19 protein-coding genes are annotated in these 19,381 nt (G+C 60.5%); 8 read left to right on the top strand and 11 right to left on the bottom strand.

Annotated elements, in window-relative coordinates; translation table 11 throughout:
- Window positions 1–11: 11 nt before the first annotated feature.
- The 6 genes from ASO19_RS06655 to pqqA all read right to left on the bottom strand — a co-directional run bounded on the left by ASO19_RS06655 (window position 12) and on the right by pqqA (window position 4,329).
- Window positions 12–809, bottom strand: coding sequence for a polyprenol monophosphomannose synthase (locus ASO19_RS06655; RefSeq protein WP_081563323.1), 798 nt, complete (start codon window positions 807–809; stop codon window positions 12–14).
- Window positions 810–976: 167 nt separating this feature from the next.
- Window positions 977–2,083, bottom strand: coding sequence for a pyrroloquinoline quinone biosynthesis protein PqqE (gene pqqE, locus ASO19_RS06650; RefSeq protein WP_081563322.1), 1,107 nt, complete (start codon window positions 2,081–2,083; stop codon window positions 977–979).
- 20 nt (window positions 2,084–2,103) lie between these two features.
- Window positions 2,104–2,406: a pyrroloquinoline quinone biosynthesis peptide chaperone PqqD gene (gene pqqD / locus ASO19_RS06645; protein ID WP_081562403.1), complete on the bottom strand. Its 303-nt coding sequence runs from the start codon at window positions 2,404–2,406 to the stop codon at window positions 2,104–2,106.
- A gap of 29 nt (window positions 2,407–2,435) precedes the next feature.
- Complete coding sequence (gene pqqC / locus ASO19_RS06640; protein WP_043559033.1) at window positions 2,436–3,167, bottom strand: pyrroloquinoline-quinone synthase PqqC; 732 nt, start codon at window positions 3,165–3,167, stop codon at window positions 2,436–2,438.
- Window positions 3,164–4,081: a pyrroloquinoline quinone biosynthesis protein PqqB gene (gene pqqB / locus ASO19_RS06635; protein WP_043559430.1), complete on the bottom strand. Its 918-nt coding sequence runs from the start codon at window positions 4,079–4,081 to the stop codon at window positions 3,164–3,166. Before pqqB ends, pqqC begins: the two co-directional genes overlap by 4 nt.
- A 167-nt stretch (window positions 4,082–4,248) precedes the next feature.
- Window positions 4,249–4,329 (bottom strand): pyrroloquinoline quinone precursor peptide PqqA, encoded by an 81-nt coding sequence (gene pqqA / locus ASO19_RS06630; RefSeq protein WP_043559425.1) that lies wholly within the window; start codon window positions 4,327–4,329, stop codon window positions 4,249–4,251.
- A gap of 256 nt (window positions 4,330–4,585) precedes the next feature.
- Between pqqA and gmk the strand changes: the two genes are divergently transcribed.
- From gmk to hisD, 3 genes are read left to right on the top strand one after another with little or no spacing between them, the layout of a single operon-like run.
- Window positions 4,586–5,209 (top strand): guanylate kinase, encoded by a 624-nt coding sequence (gene gmk / locus ASO19_RS06625; RefSeq protein ID WP_043559423.1) that lies wholly within the window; start codon window positions 4,586–4,588, stop codon window positions 5,207–5,209.
- Between the two features lie 49 nt (window positions 5,210–5,258).
- On the top strand, window positions 5,259–5,951 hold the full coding sequence (gene hisG, locus ASO19_RS06620; protein WP_043559032.1) for an ATP phosphoribosyltransferase: 693 nt from the start codon (window positions 5,259–5,261) through the stop codon (window positions 5,949–5,951).
- Window positions 5,951–7,243 (top strand): histidinol dehydrogenase, encoded by a 1,293-nt coding sequence (hisD, locus tag ASO19_RS06615; RefSeq protein ID WP_043559031.1) that lies wholly within the window; start codon window positions 5,951–5,953, stop codon window positions 7,241–7,243. The genes hisG and hisD overlap by 1 nt, the downstream gene beginning before the upstream one ends.
- A gap of 82 nt (window positions 7,244–7,325) precedes the next feature.
- Here the strand turns inward: hisD and ASO19_RS06610 are convergent, their stop codons facing one another.
- Entirely contained in the window at window positions 7,326–8,102 is a 777-nt protein-coding gene (locus ASO19_RS06610) for an alpha/beta fold hydrolase (protein WP_086431577.1), read from the bottom strand.
- Window positions 8,103–8,337: 235 nt separating this feature from the next.
- On the opposite strand from ASO19_RS06610, the gene ASO19_RS06605 reads away from it, so the two are divergent.
- From ASO19_RS06605 to ASO19_RS06590, 4 genes are all read left to right on the top strand, one after another.
- Window positions 8,338–9,627 (top strand): O-acetylhomoserine aminocarboxypropyltransferase/cysteine synthase family protein, encoded by a 1,290-nt coding sequence (locus ASO19_RS06605; RefSeq protein ID WP_081562399.1) that lies wholly within the window; start codon window positions 8,338–8,340, stop codon window positions 9,625–9,627.
- Between the two features lie 97 nt (window positions 9,628–9,724).
- Complete coding sequence (locus tag ASO19_RS06600) at window positions 9,725–10,195, top strand: RidA family protein (RefSeq protein ID WP_086431576.1); 471 nt, start codon at window positions 9,725–9,727, stop codon at window positions 10,193–10,195.
- Between the two features lie 169 nt (window positions 10,196–10,364).
- A complete protein-coding gene (locus ASO19_RS06595; protein ID WP_043559024.1) occupies window positions 10,365–10,613 on the top strand; it encodes a DUF3297 family protein in 249 nt (82 codons plus the stop codon).
- 56 nt (window positions 10,614–10,669) lie between these two features.
- The gene (locus ASO19_RS06590) at window positions 10,670–11,959 is read left to right on the top strand and encodes an Nramp family divalent metal transporter (protein WP_103765689.1); all 1,290 of its coding nucleotides are present in this window, start codon (window positions 10,670–10,672) and stop codon (window positions 11,957–11,959) included.
- A 6-nt stretch (window positions 11,960–11,965) separates the two neighbouring features.
- On the opposite strand, the gene ASO19_RS06585 is transcribed toward ASO19_RS06590, so the two are convergent.
- The 3 genes from ASO19_RS06585 to ASO19_RS06575 form a co-directional block, all read right to left on the bottom strand.
- Window positions 11,966–12,460, bottom strand: coding sequence for a flavin reductase (locus ASO19_RS06585; RefSeq protein ID WP_043559022.1), 495 nt, complete (start codon window positions 12,458–12,460; stop codon window positions 11,966–11,968).
- A 162-nt stretch (window positions 12,461–12,622) separates the two neighbouring features.
- Entirely contained in the window at window positions 12,623–14,341 is a 1,719-nt protein-coding gene (locus ASO19_RS06580) for an alginate export family protein (RefSeq protein ID WP_081562396.1), read from the bottom strand.
- Window positions 14,342–14,759: 418 nt separating this feature from the next.
- On the bottom strand, window positions 14,760–17,348 hold the full coding sequence (locus tag ASO19_RS06575) for an MMPL family transporter (protein ID WP_086431646.1): 2,589 nt from the start codon (window positions 17,346–17,348) through the stop codon (window positions 14,760–14,762).
- A 342-nt stretch (window positions 17,349–17,690) separates the two neighbouring features.
- Between ASO19_RS06575 and ASO19_RS06570 the strand changes: the two genes are divergently transcribed.
- Window positions 17,691–18,302 (top strand): IMPACT family protein, encoded by a 612-nt coding sequence (locus ASO19_RS06570; RefSeq protein ID WP_043559417.1) that lies wholly within the window; start codon window positions 17,691–17,693, stop codon window positions 18,300–18,302.
- 33 nt (window positions 18,303–18,335) lie between these two features.
- On the opposite strand, the gene ASO19_RS06565 is transcribed toward ASO19_RS06570, so the two are convergent.
- Complete coding sequence (locus ASO19_RS06565) at window positions 18,336–19,328, bottom strand: MIP/aquaporin family protein (protein WP_103765650.1); 993 nt, start codon at window positions 19,326–19,328, stop codon at window positions 18,336–18,338.
- Between the last annotated feature and the right edge of the window lie 53 nt (window positions 19,329–19,381).

Here is a 19,381-nt window from a genome sequence, read left to right as displayed (position 1 = left end):
GGCGCTGTGAATCAGGCTGATCGTTTGCGGGACAGCAGGCGCCATCCAGCCCAGAAGAGCCCGGCACCCGCAAGAGCTGTCGTGCCATAGGTCAGCCGGGGACGACGGCGGAAGCTGTGTTTGGTCAGCATCCGTGCAAAGGAGAGCATGACGCCAGAATCCAGCTTGCTTTCCCCATGGGCCCTGTCCCGGAAATTCATGGGAATTTCCTGAACCCGCAGAGGTTCAGGCCGGGCGATCATGATGTCCAGAAGGATTTTGAAGCCCGTGCCATCCAGACGGGGGGCACGGTCCATGAAGACGGAACGCCGCATGGCAAAAAAGCCGCTCATCGGGTCTGTCAGGGGGACATTGAGAAGCTGGCGGGCTGTCCAGATGCCGGTGTTGGAGAGAAAGCGGCGCCAGACGCTGGAAAGCCCCTCATTGCTGCCACCCGTGATGTGCCGGCTGGCAACGGCGATATCTGCCCGACCATCCCGCAGGGCGGCAATCATGTGGGGCAGACAGCCTTCATCATGCTGGAGATCGCCGTCCATGACAGCAATCAGGGGAGCAGACACGCTGAGGGCCCCTTCAATCACGGCGGAGGACAGCCCTCGCCGACCAATACGCAGCAGCCCCCGCACGTAGGGTTTCTTCTGGGCCAGCTGGCGGACAGCTTCCATCGTGCCATCGGGGGAGTTGTCATCCACGAAGACAACCTCCCATGTCATGCCACTCAGGACGGTCTCCAGAGCATCCACGACGGGGACAACGTTCTCGACCTCATTGTAGCATGGGATGATGATGCTGATCTCAGGGGCGGTCATAGCAGATTCCATGTGAGGGGGATGTCCACTAATAAGGGGGATGACAGGTGAGCGCAAGGTAATGACCCTGCCCGTGCGGGATGTCATAATATCTTGTTAATGGAACTGCTTCCCATTATTTCAGATGTGTAAATGAAGTTCTGGTGCTTCTGGAGACAGGGGGCTGTTCAGAAAGTCTTTTGGCCCATACGACGATAGATGAACGCCTGTTCGTCAGTCTGTTCTGCTTCTGCAATGGCGTCATCAATCAGGTGGCGATGGGGAGAGAGGGAGCAGACAGGGTCGGTCTGGGAGGCATCTCCGAGCAGGGCCAGTGCCTGGCAGCGGCATCCGCCCCAGTCAATTTCCTTGCGGGCGCAGGAGGCACAGGGCTCCGGCATCCAGTCAGTTCCCCGGAAGAGGGTGAAAGCCTGTGAGTGGTACCAGATATGGCTGAGTGAATGATCCCGCACATTGTCGAAGTGCAGGGAGGGGATTGTTTCCGCTGCATGGCAGGGCAGGACATGGCCGGAGGGTGAGACGTTGAGAAAGCGTTGCCCCCAGCCCCCCATGCAGGGTTTGGGGCGTTCGGCATAATAATCTGGCGTGACATAATCAATGGCCAGCCCGCCTTTTGCCATTTCGGCCTCGACATGGCGGCCCGCCTCTTCCAGCTGTGTGCGGGATGGTAGCAGGGCTGCCCGGTTTTTCAGGGCCCAGCCATAATACTGGGTATGGGCCATCTCGACACGCTGGGCATCAAGCTGGCGGGCGAGAGCAAACATGGCGGGAATGCGGGAAATGTTGGCCTTCTGCAGTACGAAGTTCAGCGTCAGGGGGATGCCGGCCTGCGTGATGAGGCGGGCTGCCTCCAGCTTGCGGGGCTGGACGCTTTTAAAATCGCTCAGCCGGTCCGCTTCCGGTCCATCGGTATCCTGAAAGGAGAGCTGCACATGGTCCAGCCCGCTTTCATCAAGCCGTTTCATGGTTTCAGGTGTGATGAGAACACCAGACGTGATCAGGTTGGTATAGAGGTTCAGCCTGTGGGCATGGGAGATGAGGGTGTAGAGGTCCGGGCGGGCCATGGGCTCCCCGCCAGAGAAATGGACCTGAAGGACGCCCATTCCGGCAGCCTCCTCCAGCACACGCAGCCAGTCTTCCGTGCCAAGTTCCTGTGCCTTGCGCTCCAGCTCCACAGGGTTGGAACAGTAGGGGCAGGAGAGCGGGCAGCGGTGTGTCAGCTCGGCCAGCAGGCTCATGGGAGCCGGGGGAGGCGTGGAGGTTCCGTCTGTCATGGGGCTGTCTGGTGTCCCGCTCACAGTCGGAGAATCCTCTTCTCCGTCAGCTCGGAGAGCAGGGCGAGCACATCCGTGGCAATCTGTTCCCTGGGTGCCTCGTAGCGTGCTGCCAGCCGGTCGATGACCGTACCGAGACGGGTCTGTCCATCCAGCTCCTGGAGGATGGCAACAGCAATGGGGTCTGCCAGCAGGGCCCGCTCGGGGGCCTGGATCACCCATTGCTCCCGCACCCTGTCATGCTGGAGGCGGTAACCCCGGCTGAAACCGGGACAGTCATCTTCAGTCACTCTGACAGGTGGCGTGGGCAATGGGGAGGACATGGACAGCTTTCAGACGGGCAGGAGAGGAATCAGGGTGTTTCAGGGACGAACGCACCGGGCGGAACATGGCCTTCCACATAGGCATGGTCCAGAGCATCAAGCAGCTGCCAGAGGATGGCGCATTTGAACTCCAGTGCACCGAGGACCTCCCGCTGCTGCTCCGGCGTGCGGGCATGTTCCTTGACGTAATTCAGCGCAAAGGTGGAATCCTGCGGGGCCTGTGTCAGGCGGGGTTTGAAGTAGGCCAGCGTATCTTCTGAGATGTAGGGATAGTTGCGGAGCATCCCCTCCATGCGTTCCCCGATGATGGTCGGTGAGAAGAGTTCTGTCAGGGAGGAGGCAATAGCCGCCAGGATGGAGCGGTCCCGCACGAAGGCCACGTAGGCATCCACGGCAAACAGCGTGGCAGGCAGCAGGCCCTTCAGGCTCGTCACATAGTCATCATCAAGCCCCAGGCCGTTGGTCAGCTTCAGCCAGCGGGCAATGCCGCCGGGGCTTTCGGCCGTACCGTCATGGTCTTCAATCCGGCGGCGCCATTCACGGCGCAGCTCTGTCGTGGGCAGGCGGGCGAGCAGGGTGGCATCCTTCCGGGGGATCTGGGCCTGATAATAATAGCGGTTCAGGGCCCATGCCTGCAGCTGCCCCTTGGTCAGCCTGCCTTCATACATGGCTTTGTGAAGCGGGTGCTGGCGGTGATAGCGCTCCGCCCCGATAGCACGGAGGCGGGCTTCCAGCTCGTCAGGAGAAAGGAGAGTGTTCATGACGGTCCCTCGGTCTTGAGTCTCATCCCGTCTTCACCAATGACCCAGCCCGCCTGCTCGGCTGCCTGACGCTGGGGGCTGTCTTCCAGGAGGACAGGATTGGAATTGTTGATATGGACGAAGAATTTCTTCGGCCTTGTACAGGCAGCAAACTGTCGGAGCGGGCCGTCTGTTTCATTCATGGAGACATGCCCCATGCGGTGCCCGCTCTTGGGGCTGAGGCCCGTGCGGATCATCTCGTCATCCTGCCAGAGCGTCCCGTCAAAAAAGAGCAGGTCAGCCCGGCTGGCACGGTCCTTCAGGGCCTGCGTGATCTCGGCACAGCCGGGGACGAAGAGCATGGTCTTTTGTCCATCGGAGATGGAGAGACCCAGCGTGTCGTCAGGCTTTGTGCCTTCCGCTTCGGCATAAAGGGGCGCCTTGCCGGGAACGGTGAAAACTTCCAGCACAAGGCCAGATGGGGCTCCGTTTTTCAGGAGAAGTGGCACCGTCGTGCCTTCTGAAAGGGCGATGCGGGGAATGATGCTGCGGTCCAGCGCCTCAAAAATGGGATTGCGGTCCAGCTGGGCCAGGGTAGACGGGCTGCCCATCAGAGTGAAGGGTTCTCGTTCCCGCAGGGTCAGCAGGCCGGTAATCGCATCAATTTCCGCCCCTGCAAGAATGACCCCCTGGATCGGCGTCCCACGGGTACTGCCATGCTGCTGGAGGGCCGGGGTGGCGAGAATCTGCTGGCGCAGGTCCGGTGAGGCATTGAGCAGGAACCAGTGAACCCCATCACCGCTGACGGCCAGAGAGGCCTGCGTGCGAGGCTTGGCTTTTCTGCCCTCACGGGCCTGAAGGCAGCCCGGTGCAGCGGAGTTCCATTGCGGGAAACCGCCACCGGCACCGGCGCCCAGAATAATGACATCAAGCACGACAGAGACCACCTTTCCCCAGCAGTGCAGCAGCTGGTTGTGTCCGTGTTATGCACCTGCGACGCTCTCAGGCTACGGACCTGCCCCGCCGATCCATCAGGTGCGGAAACAGGGAGGTCAGGCATGTCTGCCAACACCTCCCTGTCACGCATATGCCCGTGCGGAGATTACTTCTTCTCGCCGCAGACATAGGAGTTGATTTCGCCGCCCAGAGGGATCTCGGTTACTTTCGGTGTGTTCCATGCCATGATGGGACTCCTTTTTTATGGTCAATACAGGCCGTGTCCCGGACAGGAAACGAACCTGCCAAGGCAGGATAGAGCAGAAACAGCCGGAAATGCCAGAAGAAACATGAGAGGCAGCCCGGGCCTGACGGTATTCCGGCCATGCGGTGGGGTGACAGCGGGCCTCTGCTGGCAAAGGAGGTGTTTTTCTGGCAGGAACGGAGGCCGTGGATGGGCAGGCCATCCAGACGGCAGAACAGGGAAGCAGATGAGGCAGGGTATGGTTGAGCAGTCACGACGGGGCGTGTGTCTGGTAATTTCGGCACCATCAGGGGCGGGAAAATCCACCATAGCGCAGGCTCTCCGCAAGGCTGACCCGACCATCTTCACGTCCGTGTCCGTCACGACACGCTCCCCCCGCCCCGGTGAGGAAGAGGGCGTTCATTATTACTTCCGTGATCTGGAAACATTCCGCCACATGGCGGCCAATGGTGAGCTGCTGGAGTGGGCAGAGGTATTCGGCCGTGGGTACGGCACTCCCCGTGCGCCGCTGGAGGAAGCTCTTGCCGCCGGGCGTGACGTGATTCTGGACATTGACTGGCAGGGCTGCCGCCTGATGCGCCGGGCCATGCCGGATGATGTGGTGGGGCTGTTCGTCCTGCCTCCCTCGCTGGAAGAGCTGGAGTCCCGCCTGCGTGGGCGGAACTCGGACAGTGAGGAGGAAATCGCCTCCCGCATGAAGGCCGCCATGAGCGAGATTTCGCACTGGCCGGAGTTTGATTACGTTCTGGTCAATGATGATCTGGACCGGGCTGTGGAAGAGGCACGGGCCGTGCTGTCGGCCAGCCGTCTGGCCCGTGCCCGCCGCCGGGATGTTGCCGCCCTCTGGCCAGTAGCGGGCTGAAAGCGGCTCTGATAAGCTGGCCCCGTATGTTGCAAGCAGGAGCTTACTGATGACTGATATGCAGGCGAAGACGCCGCTTATTCTGGCCCTCCCCAAGGGGCGGATCCTCAAGGCCCTACGTCCTGTCCTGCATCATACGGGGTTTGAACCGGCGCAGGACTGTCTCGATGAGAGCAGCCGCCGCCTCCGTTTTCCCACGTCCGAGCCGGGGCTGGATGTCGTGCGGGTCCGGTCCTTCGATGTGGCAACCTTCGTGGCCTATGGTGGGGCTGATATTGGTGTCTGCGGGGCGGATGTCCTGATGGAGTTCGATTATCCCGATCTCTATGCACCGCTGGACCTTGGCATTGGCGGGTGCCGCATCGCTGTGGCCCGCCCGAAGGGAAGCGGGGATGAAGAGCCGCCGGAAGGACGGTCCCGGCTGCGGGTGGCGACCAAATATCCGGCCATTGCCCGCCGCCATTTCGCTTCCCGCGCCATCAATGCCGAGATCGTGCATCTGCATGGGGCGATGGAGCTGGCCCCGGCGCTGGATATGGCCGACGTGATCGTGGACCTTGTGGATACAGGCTCCACCCTGCGGGCCAACGGGCTGGAAGAGGTGGAAACCATCGCCCATGTGACCAGCCGCCTGATCGTGAACCGCATCGCCCTGAAGACCCGCCCCGAGGAAGTTGGCAGCCTGATCGAACGGTTCCGGTCTGCCGTTGCCCAGTCTGCCCGGAAGGGAGAGTCCATCTGATGAAACGCCTGAATACGACATCACCGCAGTTCGCAACGGAGCTGAAGGCCGTTCTGGCCCGCCGTGGTGAGCAGAGCGGCTCCGTGGCGGAGCCGGTACGGGCCATTCTGGCCGACGTGCAGAAACGGGGCGATGAAGCTCTCTGTGACTATACGGAGCGGTTCGACCGGCTGGCCCTGACCCCCGACCAGCTGCGCATCAGTGAGGCGGAGATCAGGGAGACGGCAGACCGTGTTGCCCCGGAGACGAAGGAGGCCCTTGCCCTGGCGGCAGAGCGCATCCGGGCGTTTCATGAGGCCCAGCTGCCCAGGGACCTCGATTATACGGATGATGCCGGGCTGCGGCTGGGGATGCGCTGGACGGCACTGGATGCCGCCGGCCTCTACGTGCCCGGTGGCAAGGCGGCCTATCCGTCCTCCGTGCTGATGAACGCCCTTCCGGCTCATGTGGCTGGTGTCAGACGGCTGGCCATGTGCGTGCCGACACCGGATGGCGTGCTGAATCCGCTGGTCATGGAGGCGGCCCGGCTTTGTGGCGTGACGGAGATTTACCGCATTGGCGGGGCGCAGGCCGTGGGTGCCCTGGCCTATGGCACGCAGAGCATCGCCCCGGTGGACCGCATCGTGGGGCCGGGCAACGCCTTCGTGGCGGAAGCCAAGCGGCAGGTGTTCGGCCATGTGGGAATCGACAGCATTGCCGGTCCGTCCGAGGTCGTGGTGGTGGCGGATGGCAGCAATGATCCCCGTCTGGTAGCGATTGATCTTCTGGCACAGGCAGAACATGACGAGCAGGCGCAGTCCGTCCTGATCACGCAGGATGAAGCCTTTGCCGACAGGGTCATTGCGGCAGTGGAAGAAGAACTGAAAACACTCCCCCGGGCGAAGATCGCCCGCAGAAGCTGGGAGGATTGTGGGGCAGTCGTGATTGTCCGGTCGGAAGATGAGGCGGCCGAGGTGGTAAACGAATTTGCCCCTGAACATCTGGAGGTCCTGCTGGATGACCCGAGAGCCTTCAGCAGGAAGGTCCGTCACGCTGGGGCGATTTTCATGGGGCGGTTCTGCCCGGAGGCAGTCGGGGATTATGTCGGTGGTCCCAACCATGTCCTGCCGACCAGCCGCACAGCCCGTTTTGCCTCCGGCCTTTCCGTCTATGACTTCCTGAAGCGGACAACATCCATCGAGACGGATATGGAGGGGCTGAAGAAGGTCGGCCCCGCCGGTGTGATTCTTGCCCGGGAGGAAGGGCTGGACGCCCATGCCATGAGCCTGTCGGAACGTCTGAAGCAGGGGTGAGGCAGGAGACCCTGTCATGAAGAAAGGGCCACCCCGGCATGGGAGCGGCCCTTTTTCGTTCGGGACTGGAGGAAGGCTGTGCTCAGCCCCGCAGGAACTCCAGCATCAGGCTGTTGAAGCTGGTCGGGTCTTCCACATGCAGCCAGTGCCCGGTGTTGGGAATGGTCTTGATGTCCGCCTGGGGGAAGTAACTCCGGATGACATCATGATGCTGCGGCTTGATGTAGGGAGAGTTTCCGCCCCGGATGAACAGGGCCGGACCGTCCCACGTCTTGCCCTTGAAGACATCCGGCCAGGACTGGATGACGGGGAAGCTGGCGACGATGTCCGTCACGCCGATGTTCCACCGGGCCGGGTTGCCGGGCGTGATGTGCTGGGCGATCAGCTCGCCAACGGAAGGGTCTTCTGTCAGGTCATGAAGGAACTTGCGGATCTCGGCATGGCTGTTCAGGGCCGGGAGCGGCGTGTGGTACAGCTGCTGCGCCAGATCGTGCTGACCGTGGATCATGATGTCCGGGGCAATGTCTGCTACCAGAAGTTTCCTGAAGCGCTCCGGTGCTGTCAACGCAGTGGCCATGGCCGTCTTGCCGCCCATGGAGTGCCCCACGATGTAGGCGTCTTCAATGCCCAGGGCATCCATGCTTTCCAGCACGTCCTTGGCCATTTCCGGGTAGGAAATGGGCGCATGGGGGCTGTCGCCATGGCATCGGAGATCAAACGCAACCGTGTTGAAATAGGGACTCAAGGCTCTCTGGAGAATGCCGAGGTTGCGGGCCCGCCCAAAAACCCCATGAAGCATGACAACTGTCGGTGCATTGTCCACACCCGTCTCATTGCGAACAAGGGAAGCAAGTTGCATGACTGTAACTCTTTAACGGACTGAAAAAACAAGAAGAAGCGCTGCTTATAGAGTCATTCTGGATAAAATCAATCCTATATTACCTATGAGAGCTATTGCAGTTTCTTCATTTCTGTAAAGAAATGGTTCTGGCAGGAGCTGCGGCAGAGAAGGCATGGAGCGCGGTGCTGGACGGACGGGGGCATTCTCGGGCACGGTGGAGCCGATGTCATGATGCACGCAAGGAGACGCTCCAATGGTCCGGAAGATACAGCACCCTGAAACACTGGCCCTTCATGCAGGCTGGCGGGCAGACCCGGTAACGGGATCGGTCGTGCCACCCATCCATCAGACAACATCCTATCAGTTCGAGAGCAGCCAGCAGGCTGCGGACCGTTTTGCGCTGAAGGATGTGGGCATGATCTATTCCCGCCTGACCAATCCGACCGTGGATGTGTTTGAAAAACGCATGGCGGCGCTGGAGGGAGGTGCGGCCTCCGTAGCTGTGGCGTCCGGCCAGGCGGCGGCAACCGTGGCGATACAGACACTGGCAGAAGCAGGGGACAATATTGTCAGCGGGACGGACCTGTATGGCGGAACATGGAATCTGTTTGCCCATACGCTGAAGAACATGGGAGTGGAGGTCCGTTTCGTGGACCCCTCTGACCCGGCTGCTTTTGAGGCGGCCAGCGATGAGCGGACACGGGCCTGGTATCTGGAAACCCTGCCGAATCCCAAGCTGGTTGTGCCGCCCATGGCGGCCATTGCCAAGGCAGGGCGGGCGCAGGGGATTCCGCTGATTGTGGATAATACCGCAGCCCCTCTGCTGGCCCGCCCGCTGGAGCAGGGGGCTGCCATTACGGTTTATTCGGCCACCAAATATATTGGCGGGCATGGGACATCCATTGGCGGGTTGATCATTGATGGTGGCCAGTTTGACTGGGGGCAGCGTCATCCACTGCTGACACGGCCTGACCCCAGCTATCATGGTGCCATCTGGACGGAGGCCGCCCGCCCGCTGGGGCCGGTGGCCTATGCGCTGCGGGCCCGGGCCGTGCTGCTGCGGGATGGCGGGGCGGCTCTGTCGCCTTTCAATGCGTTCCAGCTCATTCAGGGTGTGGAGACGTTGCCCCTGCGGATGCCCCGCCATTGCGAGAATGCGTTGAAGGTGGTGCAGTTCCTGCAGGCGCGTCGTGATGTGGAGCGCGTGATCCATCCTGCCGTGCAGGAGGGGGAGGCCCGTCAGCGGGCCGAAGCCGTCCTGAAAGGAGGACTGGGTGGACTTGTCGGATTCGAGCTGCCCGGTGGCCGGGAAGCGGGTCAGCGTTTCATTGATGCGCTGGAGCTTTTCTATCATGTGGCGAATATTGGGGATGCCCGGAGTCTGGCCATCCATCCGGCGTCCACCACACATGCACAGCTGAGCGAGGCGGAACAGAAGGCGGCTGGTGTGTCGCCGGGCTATGTCCGTCTGTCTGTCGGGCTGGAACATCCCGAGGATATTCTGGCTGATCTGGCTCAGGCACTGGATCGTGCAGCGGGATGAAGGGTGTTTCCCGTCTCTTCCTCTTGGCAAGGCTTTCTTTACGGCGCAGTGTGACGGTCAGCCCATTCAATGAAGTGATGAACAGGAAAGGAAGATCATCATGTCCACACCAGAAAGCCGCCTTGCCGCACTGAACATCGAATTGCCCGTGGCGGCAGCCCCGGTTGCCAATTATCTGCCGGTCGTGCGGACGGGGAACCTGCTGGTCGTGTCGGGGCAGCTGCCTCTGGTGGATGGCAAGCTGCTGATTACCGGCAAACTGGGGGCCGAGGTCTCCAATCAGGCGGGGACGGCCTGTGCCCGGGCCTGTTTCATCAACATTCTGGCCCAGCTGAACACGGCCCTGAATGGTGATCTGTCCCGGGTGCGCCGTGTCGTGCGTCTTGGGGGCTTCATGGCCTGCACGCCGGACTTTACCGATCATGCTGCCGTGATGAACGGGGCGTCTGATCTGGCAGCGGAGGTTTTCGCCGGGGAAGTCGGGCAGCATGCCCGCTCCACCGTCGGGGTGCCCAGCCTGCCGCTGAATGCGCCAGTTGAGGTTGAAGCGATGTTTGAAGTCGTCTGATTGTCCGGTTGTCAGATATGAGGACGGGCCGTCCATCCCTGAGGGGGTGGCGGCCCGTATCACATTGGGGGGTTCTTTTTGGCTGGTTGCCTGTTATGGAGGAGGATCATCATCACCAGAAGCGTGCCGTGGTGGTGTGGCAATACTCTGTAAAAGGATGAATTGACGGATGAGTGATACAGTTCCTGATCGTCTCTCGATCTACCCGGACAGCCCGTACTTCAATGAGGAGATTCTGCTCCGTGGTATTGGGGTCCGCTTCAGGGGAGAAGAGAAGACCAATGTTGAGGAATATTGCATCAGTGAAGGCTGGATCCGCGTGTCCGTCGGGCGGACGCTGGACCGTCGTGGTCGGCCCATGACACTGAAGCTGACTGGTCCGGTTGAGGTGTGGTTCAAGGACAAGGCCGATGCCTGAGCCAGGCAGGTGCGGATGACGGGAGGGGCGGAACCGTGAAAGAGGCTGATGCTGCCATGCCTGTGGGGGATGCCGGACACGGTGCCGTCACAGTGCCGGAAAGGGCGAGCTTCTGGTTCCGCCGGTTTCTGGCGTTCGTGGGGCCGGGCTACATGGTGGCCGTGGGGTACATGGACCCCGGCAACTGGGCGACCGACCTCCAGGGCGGGGCCCAGTTCGGTTATCGGCTGCTGTCCGTCATTCTGCTGGCCAACATCATGGCCGTCCTGCTTCAGGCCCTTGCCGCCCGGCTGGGGATCGTCACGGGGAAAGACCTTGCACAGGCCTGCCGGGACTGGCTGCCCCGGGGGCTGAGCCTGCCTCTCTGGCTGACCTGTGAACTGGCCATCATCGCCTGTGATCTGGCGGAGGTCATCGGCACGGCTGTGGCCCTGAATCTGCTGTTCGGCATCTCCATCATGGCCGGAACGCTGATTTCCGTGCTGGACGTGTTCATTGTCCTGCTGCTCATGCGGTGGGGCATGAGAGCGTTGGAAGCTTTCGTCATCACCCTGCTGGGGATCATTGCTGTCTGTTTTGGTGTGCAGCTTGTCGCAGCGGCCCCGCCTGTTGGAGCGGTGCTGAAAGGGTTTCTCCCCTCGTCAGAGGTTTTTGCCAATCCGGGTATGCTCTATGTGGCCATAGGCATCATCGGGGCGACTGTCATGCCCCACAACCTTTATCTTCATTCTTCGCTGGTCAAAAGCCGTACCTATACCCGCACGGATGAAGGGCGGGAGGATGCGCTGCGCTGGGCTACATGGGACAGTACACTGGCCCTGACGCTTGCCCTCTTCATCAATGCAGCCATCCTGATCGTGGCAGCAGCGGCGTTCCATGGCACGGGGCATCAGGACGTGGCGGAGATCAGCGATGCGTGGAAGCTCCTCTCCCCCGTGCTGGGGTTCGGGCTGGCCTCCACACTGTTTGCCGTAGCCCTGCTTGCTGCGGGTACCAACTCCACCGTGACGGGGACGCTGGCCGGGCAGATTGTCATGGAAGGCTTCCTGCATCTTCGTCTGCCCTACTGGGCACGGCGTCTGCTGACCCGGGGGCTGGCTGTTCTGCCCGTCATTGTCGTGATCGCCATTTTCGGGCAGGGCAAGGTGGGTGACCTGCTGGTGTTCAGTCAGGTCGTGCTGTCCATGCAGCTGCCTTTCGCCATGGTTCCGCTGGTCTGGTTCGTGTCCAGCCGGAAGCATATGGGGCGATTCCATCTTTCCCCTCTTCTGGCTGTGCTGTCCTGGCTGGTTGTGCTGGTGATTGTCGGACTGAACATCAAGCTGCTGGGAGATGCCCTTTTCTGAAGCGTGTCAGCAGGGTGTGCATTTCGGGGGCAGATAATGGAAGCTGCGGTCGAACCATGTCAGACCGTGACCAGCTCCGTCTTTGACGGTGATGGTATGCACACGGCAGATCAGCACGTCATGTGTGCCGATGCTGTGGGTATCGTCTATCGTACAGTCGAGCGTGGCAAGGGCGCCATCCAGAAGAGGTGAGCCAAGCGGACCAGTCTGCCATGTTCCGTGACCGAAACGGTCTGTAGAAGAAAGGGTGCTGTTGGCGAAAGCGCAGGCAAGAGTGTCATGCCCCTTGCCGAGAATGCTGATGCCCAGCCTGCCATTTTCCAGAAAGGCCCTATGGGACTGGTTGCTGCGGTTCAGGCAGACCAGAACAGTGGGAGGCGTGTCCGTCACGCTGGTAATGGCAGAGACAGTCAGCCCATGCCGGCCTGCTGGACCATCAGTCGTGACAAGAACGACAGGGGAGCCAAGGCGGCTCATGGCGTTGCGAAAGACAGCCTGCATGGCGGACCCTTCTGGTAGTGATAAAACAGGACCAATGAAGGACTGATTATGGACTCATTGTCACAGGGATGCAAATGCCATTCCCGAGATGTGGGAACGCAGATCGCCCCTGCGTGGTATCACGGCAGGAGCGATCTGGGAAAGGGCGTGTGACGCCGGGGCTCAGTAGGTCAGTGTCAGGGAGGACTGATAGTAGGTTGCGTCGCGGGCACCAACCTGATGCATGGCATGGGAGGTGAGGAAGCGGACGACGTGGTGATCCCATGTCAGATGCGGGCCGAGGCGCAGGCTGGCGGCCATCTGCGGAGCAATGCCGACAAAGGAATCATGATTGTAGGAGTTGAACATGCCGGAGGTGAACTGCCGCTGGAAGATGTTGCGGCCATAGATGGAATAGGTGTCGTCCCCTGCACTGTAACGCCAGTAGATGGGCAGCTTCAGCTGGAAGGTCAGGTAGCTGGTGGGTGAGAAGCTGGCCTTGGGGGCGAAGTCGATCAGGTTCTGGCCGGTCAGGTAGTTGGTCGGGTCCAGATAGTTGGTGTTCACACCAAAGGGCTCGATGTAGGTGTTCACGCTGCCGGTCGTTCCACGGGCACCACCGCCGGAATAGGCATCACCCTGCACACCAATGGTTGGATGCCACATGACATGGCGGAAGTGGTAATCCACCGTACCGTTCATGGACCAGGCATTCACGTTGCGGTTCATGCGGTCATAATGGTTGGCCCTGTTGTAGGACTGGTAGAACGTGCCCTGCTGGTAGGCCCCGCCGAAAGAGAAGCTGATGGGACCGGCCTCACCATGCCAGCGCAGGCCGAAATTGTTGCGCTTCGTGTGGCCGAGGGCGGAGGCGTTGTACATCACGGTCTGCTGGGCAGGGCCGCCATTTATTTCATAACCGTAATAGAAAAGGTTGATGAAAGAATAGCCCTTCTCGCCGAGAAAGTGGAAATCAGGCGGAGCGATGGTGACATTGGCCCCGTACAGCCGTGTCTTGTAATCCAGCGTGTCGTGGAAGAGGGAATTGCCGCCACGGAAGCTGTCCGTATGGTTGTTTTTTGTGTTGATGAAGTAGAAGCCGTCAAAACGGACCCGGTTCCAGTGTTCATAGATGCGGAAACCATCCCAGCTGAGCGGCACGTTCAGCACGTCACGGTTGCCGATCATGTAATCCGGGGCATCCAGGAACTGCTGGCGACCGAAAATGAAGCCGCCATGCCCCCCCGCAGCCTTGCCGCTGAGTTCCACAAAAGCCTGTTGCAGGTCCAGGTTTTTGCGGAACGTACCGTCATAGCTGTATCCACGCCACCCGCCAGCATCGGCATTGATGAGCTGGCCGAAGAAGCGCACGTGCTGGCCTAGATGCAGGTCGGCACTCCAGAGGTTGCGGACGGCAAAGCGGCCTGAATTGAAGGGCCGTGCCTTCATGGAGGTGGTGGGGTCGATGGCCGCACCGAAAACGGGGCGTTTGTCATACCAGTTGTTGAGGCGTGTTTCCCCAGCAAGGCTGAGCCAGATGGACCCGCTGTCATTCAGCTTCATGTGTTTGTAGGAATCGAAGGGATCGCCCCTGTCGCAGATGCCTTTCCCGGGGGCACTGATGCTGTCCATCCCGGCGGGTGTGCCATACTGGGAGACCGGGCCGAAGCCCGTCTCGCTGCCATCGCCCCGTGCCCAGACGCCGTAGGGGTTGGGGGTGGTTTTTCCGTCATCCTTGGGGCAACCACCGGGAGCCGTGTGCATGATGCGGTCCAGAATGCTGCGCTGTTGTGGTGCATCCAGTGTGGAGGTTTCAGCATGAGCGGAGGAAAAAGCAGTGCCGAAACCTGTTGCCAGAAGTGTGGTACATAGGATGGTGCGGGAGAGGGAGAAATGTCTCATTGTCTTCTGTCAGGCTCGTCTGTGAATTGCTGAGCGGAAGAAGACGGGAAAAAATGCTCCTCAACATTGATTTAAGGCAAGAATGTGCAAAAGGTTCTTACAGAATAAACCTTTCACAATAACATGAAAAACCTTTCAGACGGAAAAAACGGACCTGCTCCATCCGTGGTTTTTTCTTGAGATTATCATTATAAAACAGTGGATTATTCTTTGATGTTGATCAGATGTCCTGCCCTGAAAAAGAAGGGTAGGGGGAAATTTTATTACCTATTTATTTATAGGATTTCCTTTTCTCTGTGATTTTCATATAAGATGCACTTGACTTTTTTCACGGAACGGTGAGCCCCTGACATCTGCCAGCATGGGCAGGTGTCAGGGATGATCCAGCAGAAGGTGAGGCTGTTCACCTTTCAGCCGGTCAGTCTTTTGTCGTTCGGTGGCGTGGTAGCAGGGCCGGGATGAACAGAAGGGTGCAGACCAGCGTACAGCCAAGAGAGAGCAGCAGCAGCCGGCCCATGCTGGCTGTCCCCGGATGGGCTGAAGCTGCCAGTGAGCCGAAGGCGGAGCCGGTTGTCAGGGCAGAAAACAGCACGGCCCGGGCTGTTGGGGATGAAAGCTGGTTCTGAAGGCCCGCACGCCAGTTCATGACAAAATAGATGTTGAAGGAAACACCAACGCCCAGCAGCAGTGGCAGGGCGATGATGTTGGCGTAATTGAGCTGCTCCGGCACGGTGATGATCAGAATGACGGTCAGCAGGGAAGAAAGCAGCAGCGGAAGCAGGACAAGCAGCGTATCCAGCAGGCGACGCAGCGTGGCGAAGAGGATCAGCGCGATGGCCACGATGGCACACAGGGCCGCCGTGATGAAGGCGTGTGTGATGGTCTGCGCACTGGCGATGATCTCCAGCGCAGGGCCGCAGATGTCCGGGGTTACGCTTTCCAGCTCATGCACGAAATGGTGGAGTGTTTTCGTTTCGGACATGCGCCCATTGGGGTGGATGATCAGCCGGTAAGCCCCTGTGGAGGCAATATAGTCGCTGCGTATGTCTTTGGGGATGGTATCAAGGGTGATGGGGGACGGGGCGAGCAGCGCCTTCAGCTGGCTCAGCTCTCCCGGCAGGAAGCGTGTCAGGGCTTCATTGGTGGCCATCAGCGTGGCATCGGGTGCTGTGGAGAGGTGTTCCAGCGCTGCATGAAGGGCTTTCAGGGAAGGGGAAAGCCTGTCATCCAGCCCATCAAAATCATGTGCCGCTTTGAGAGCTGCTGCCCGGAGGTCCGCTGCCGAGGGGGGCGGTGCCGGATGGGCAACGGAAAGCGTGGGCAGCAGGATGTCGGCAGCTTCATGAATCAGCTGGAGTTTCGTTTCCTGATCGTCCGGGACCAGAGCTCCCAGCCAGAGAACATCATGCACGCTGTCCAGCTTGCCAAGAGCGGCGGCCAGCCGGCCTGCCGTTGCCGTGTCGGGGACAAGCACCTGGGCATTGTAGGGTGTGGTGAGAGGGTTCTCCTCAAGCAGGCTCAGGGCCTTCATGCCTTCCGTATTGGGATTTTTGGTATGGAGCGGGTCGGCATCGAACATGAGGGATGGCGCCAGCCCGGCTCCGATGAGCCCCAGCACGGCAAAGATGGCCAGCACGGGCAGGCGGAAACGGTGCAGGGCCCTGTCCAGTGGTTCAAGACAGGTGAAGCCCCGGAGGTTGTCCCCCGGCATGGCCCGGAAGAATCGCAGCAGGGCAGGCAGCAGCGTCAGCGTGCAGATGAAAGCGATCACCATGCCGCCACCGGCAATCAGCCCCAGCTGGGCCACGCCGACAAAATTGGTGGGCGTGAAGGCAAGAAAGCCCGCTGCGGTGGCCAGAGAGGCAACAAATATTTGGCCGCCACTTTCCAGGCCTGTGCGGTCCAGTGCGGCGAGGGGGGAGAGAGGCCGCCCCTGTTCATCCTTCTGGCAGCGGAAACGCACGCCGAACTGGATGGCAAAATCCACGGCAATGCCGACAAACAGGATGGCAAAGGCCACGGAGATCATGTTGAGGGTACCAACGGCCAGTGTGGCAAAGCCGGTTGTCAGCAGCAGCCCGATGATGAGCGTGAGGAGGATGGGAATGACCACCCGCAGCGAGCGGACGGCCAGCAGGAGCCAGAGCGTGACAAGGGCGAGGGAGATGAACAGCCCGATGATCATGCCCTGGGCCACGGTGGAGAATTCCTCATCACTCAGCTTGGCTTCTCCGGTGATGAGCGCATGGGCCCGACCAGCCTTTACAGTAGGCAGGCTGTCCAGTGCGGTCCGCATGGCCGCCGTGGCGGCTTCGGACGGTTCGAAGGAGGTGAAGTCAGGTTTCGGGTGGGTGACGACAAACTGGTAATGGCTGCCTAGGTCGCTCAGGCCACCGGCCAGCAGCTTTTCCCATGAAAGAGGAACAGCATGGCCAGCAAGACCATCGTTGAGGGTCCGTGTCAGGCCATCAAGAGCGGTATTGAAACTGGCAGGGATGGGCTGATTGCTGCGTATGGCCGTGGCCATGAGGCTGAATGTGCCAAACAGCCCACGGGCCGAGGGGTCTGCTGCCAACATGCCAAGGAAGGGCTGTGCAGCAATGGTGGAATCCATCAGCGGTTCCAGCTGCTTCGTATCGATGAAGAGGAAGGCATTCCGGGTGTAGAAAGGGTTGGCATCCGGCTGGTCCACCCGGTCGAAATGGGTCGTGTCCCGGGAAAGGACAGCCGTAAGGGCATTGGCGGTTTCCCGGCCTTCTTCCGGCGTGGCAGCGCTGATGATGGCGACGAGGGTGTTCTTCTCGCCGGGGAAGAGGCTCTCTATCTGACGGTTTTTCTGCTTCCATGGCAGCGTGTCGGCAAACAGCCTGTCCGTCTCTGTCGTGATGCCCAGCTGGGTCATGCTCAGCCAGGCTGATCCCACGCAGAGGAGCATGAAGATGGTCAGGACAAGGGTGACATGACGGCCGCAGAACGCATTGAGGCGGCTTGTCAGAGTGGAAAGCATGGGGAAAACTGACCTCTTTGTGACCGTGCAGGCACCCTGCATATAACAGAAAGGCCGGGGCCAGAAGGCGTCTCGGCCGGACCGGAAGGAACCTGGCAGGGCAGCCGGGAGGCCCCTGCCGGGACGCATGACGGATGGCGTTTTCTGGCCATTCGGGGCGGAGGGACCGTCCCTGCGGATACCATGCGCACAGGAACTACTAGCCTGAAGGGGGGCTTTTTTCTATCCCCTGCATGAGGTGGCGAGGGAATGAAGGGGAGGGCTCATGGCTGCCCGGTCCGTGGTGGTGTTCTTGTGCCCGTGCAGGCTTTCTGGCTGACAGCAGGAGTATTCTGCGGCAGAATGGGCGGCATGACCTGGACATTGGACGGCATTGCCGAGCATGAAAGCATCATCCGCCATAGCGTGTTCCGGACTCTGGCCGCCCCTGTGGAGGACGAGGCAGGAGCGATGGCCTTTCTGGCAGAGGTGGCCGTGCCGGATGCCACCCATAACTGCTGGGCCTTCCGTGTGGGAGGGCGGTATCGTGTCAGTGACGATGGCGAGCCATCCGGTACGGCGGGCCGTCCGATTCTTTCAGCCATAGAAGGGCAGGACTTTGACGGAGTCATGGTGGTCGTGACCCGCTGGTTTGGAGGCATCAAGCTGGGGGCCGGTGGTCTGGTCCGGGCCTATGGCGGTGCGGCAGCGGCCTGCCTGCGGGAGGCCGCCAGGATCGAGCGGGTGGAGCGTATCCGCCTTGGCTTTCATTGCCCCTTTCCCGTTTTTGCTGAGGTGGAAGCCAAACTGCCGGGCTGGAATGTGGAAACACGGCGCTGCGATTTTGGAGCGGCTGGTGCCACGATGGAGCTGGCTGTCCCCGTGCAGGAGCGCATGGCCGTGGAGGCCTGGTTGCGGGACCTGACACGGGGGCAGGAACCCGTCCGGGTGCTGGACGGGGAACCGGAAGGGTAAGAGACGGGGCTTCTGCTTTCGCTCCCGTTTCTGTCAGTTTTTCTTTCTGTCCTGCCGTTTGAGCTCTTCCGGTGAGGGGCCGGTGGCGTCAGGTGCCGTGTAGCGGGGAACACGCCCGTGATGGCCGAAATTGACGATCCGGGCCTCTTTCAGCCCATGCATGGAGAAGAGCATGCGGGCAAGCTGGAGTGCCAGTGCAGAGCCAATGAAGGGGCCGACAAGATAGATCCACACACCATGCAGGTTATGGGCCAGCGTATCGGGGGCCAGTGTCCGCATGAAATTCGTGCTGTTGCCGGAGAACCCGGCGATCAACGGGTTGGTGACGGCAAAATAGAAGGCGCAGATCCATGTCGTCAGATGCTGCAATTTCGGGCGTGAGGCCGTGAAATAGATGATCATGATCAGTCCCGCCGTGGCGATGGCTTCCATCAGGGCGGCAAGGCCGAGGCCGTAATTGCTGGAAGGGAATGTTCCGGCATAATTGATCTGGCTGACCATGGGCTGCCAGAAAGGCAGCAGCAGGCTGATCCCCAGGCAGGAAATGAGTGTCCCGCTGAAGGCCCCGACAAGTTGTGCCCCGAGATAACCCAGCGCATCTGGCCAACGGATTTTCTTTGTCAGGAAGAAGGCCAGCGTCACGGAGGGGTTGAGATGTGCACCGCTGACCTTGCCGAAGGGGGACAGTGTGGCGACTGTCCCTGCCAGCCCGAAGAACAGGCCGATCAGGACAGAGCGGATGATGGGATGCGGGGCCAGCATGGCCGCAAAGGGGGACCGGTCTGACGCCAGGATGGTGGTCGTGCTGATGCCGATGGTCAGCATGATGGCCGTGGCGATGGCCTCCATGGCATACAGTTTCCAGTGGAGGGGCTGGTCAGGGTGAGGTTTGCCAGCCAAGGGGCGGTCCACCAGTTCCCGGTGGGAAAACCGGATATGAGGCAGGTGGATATGGGGAAAGCGGACGTGGTGGGCGGCAAAACGCTTTTTATCGTCCGGCTGCGGAGGGGGAGAAGAGATGGTCATGCGGCCTCTCTTGTGAACAGATGGAGGAACTACCCATCATGTTTCAGAATTGC

The organism is Parasaccharibacter apium (genome assembly GCF_002917995.1).
GTDB lineage: Bacteria > Pseudomonadota > Alphaproteobacteria > Acetobacterales > Acetobacteraceae > Bombella > Bombella apis.
This window is presented reverse-complemented; position numbering and strand designations above follow the sequence as displayed.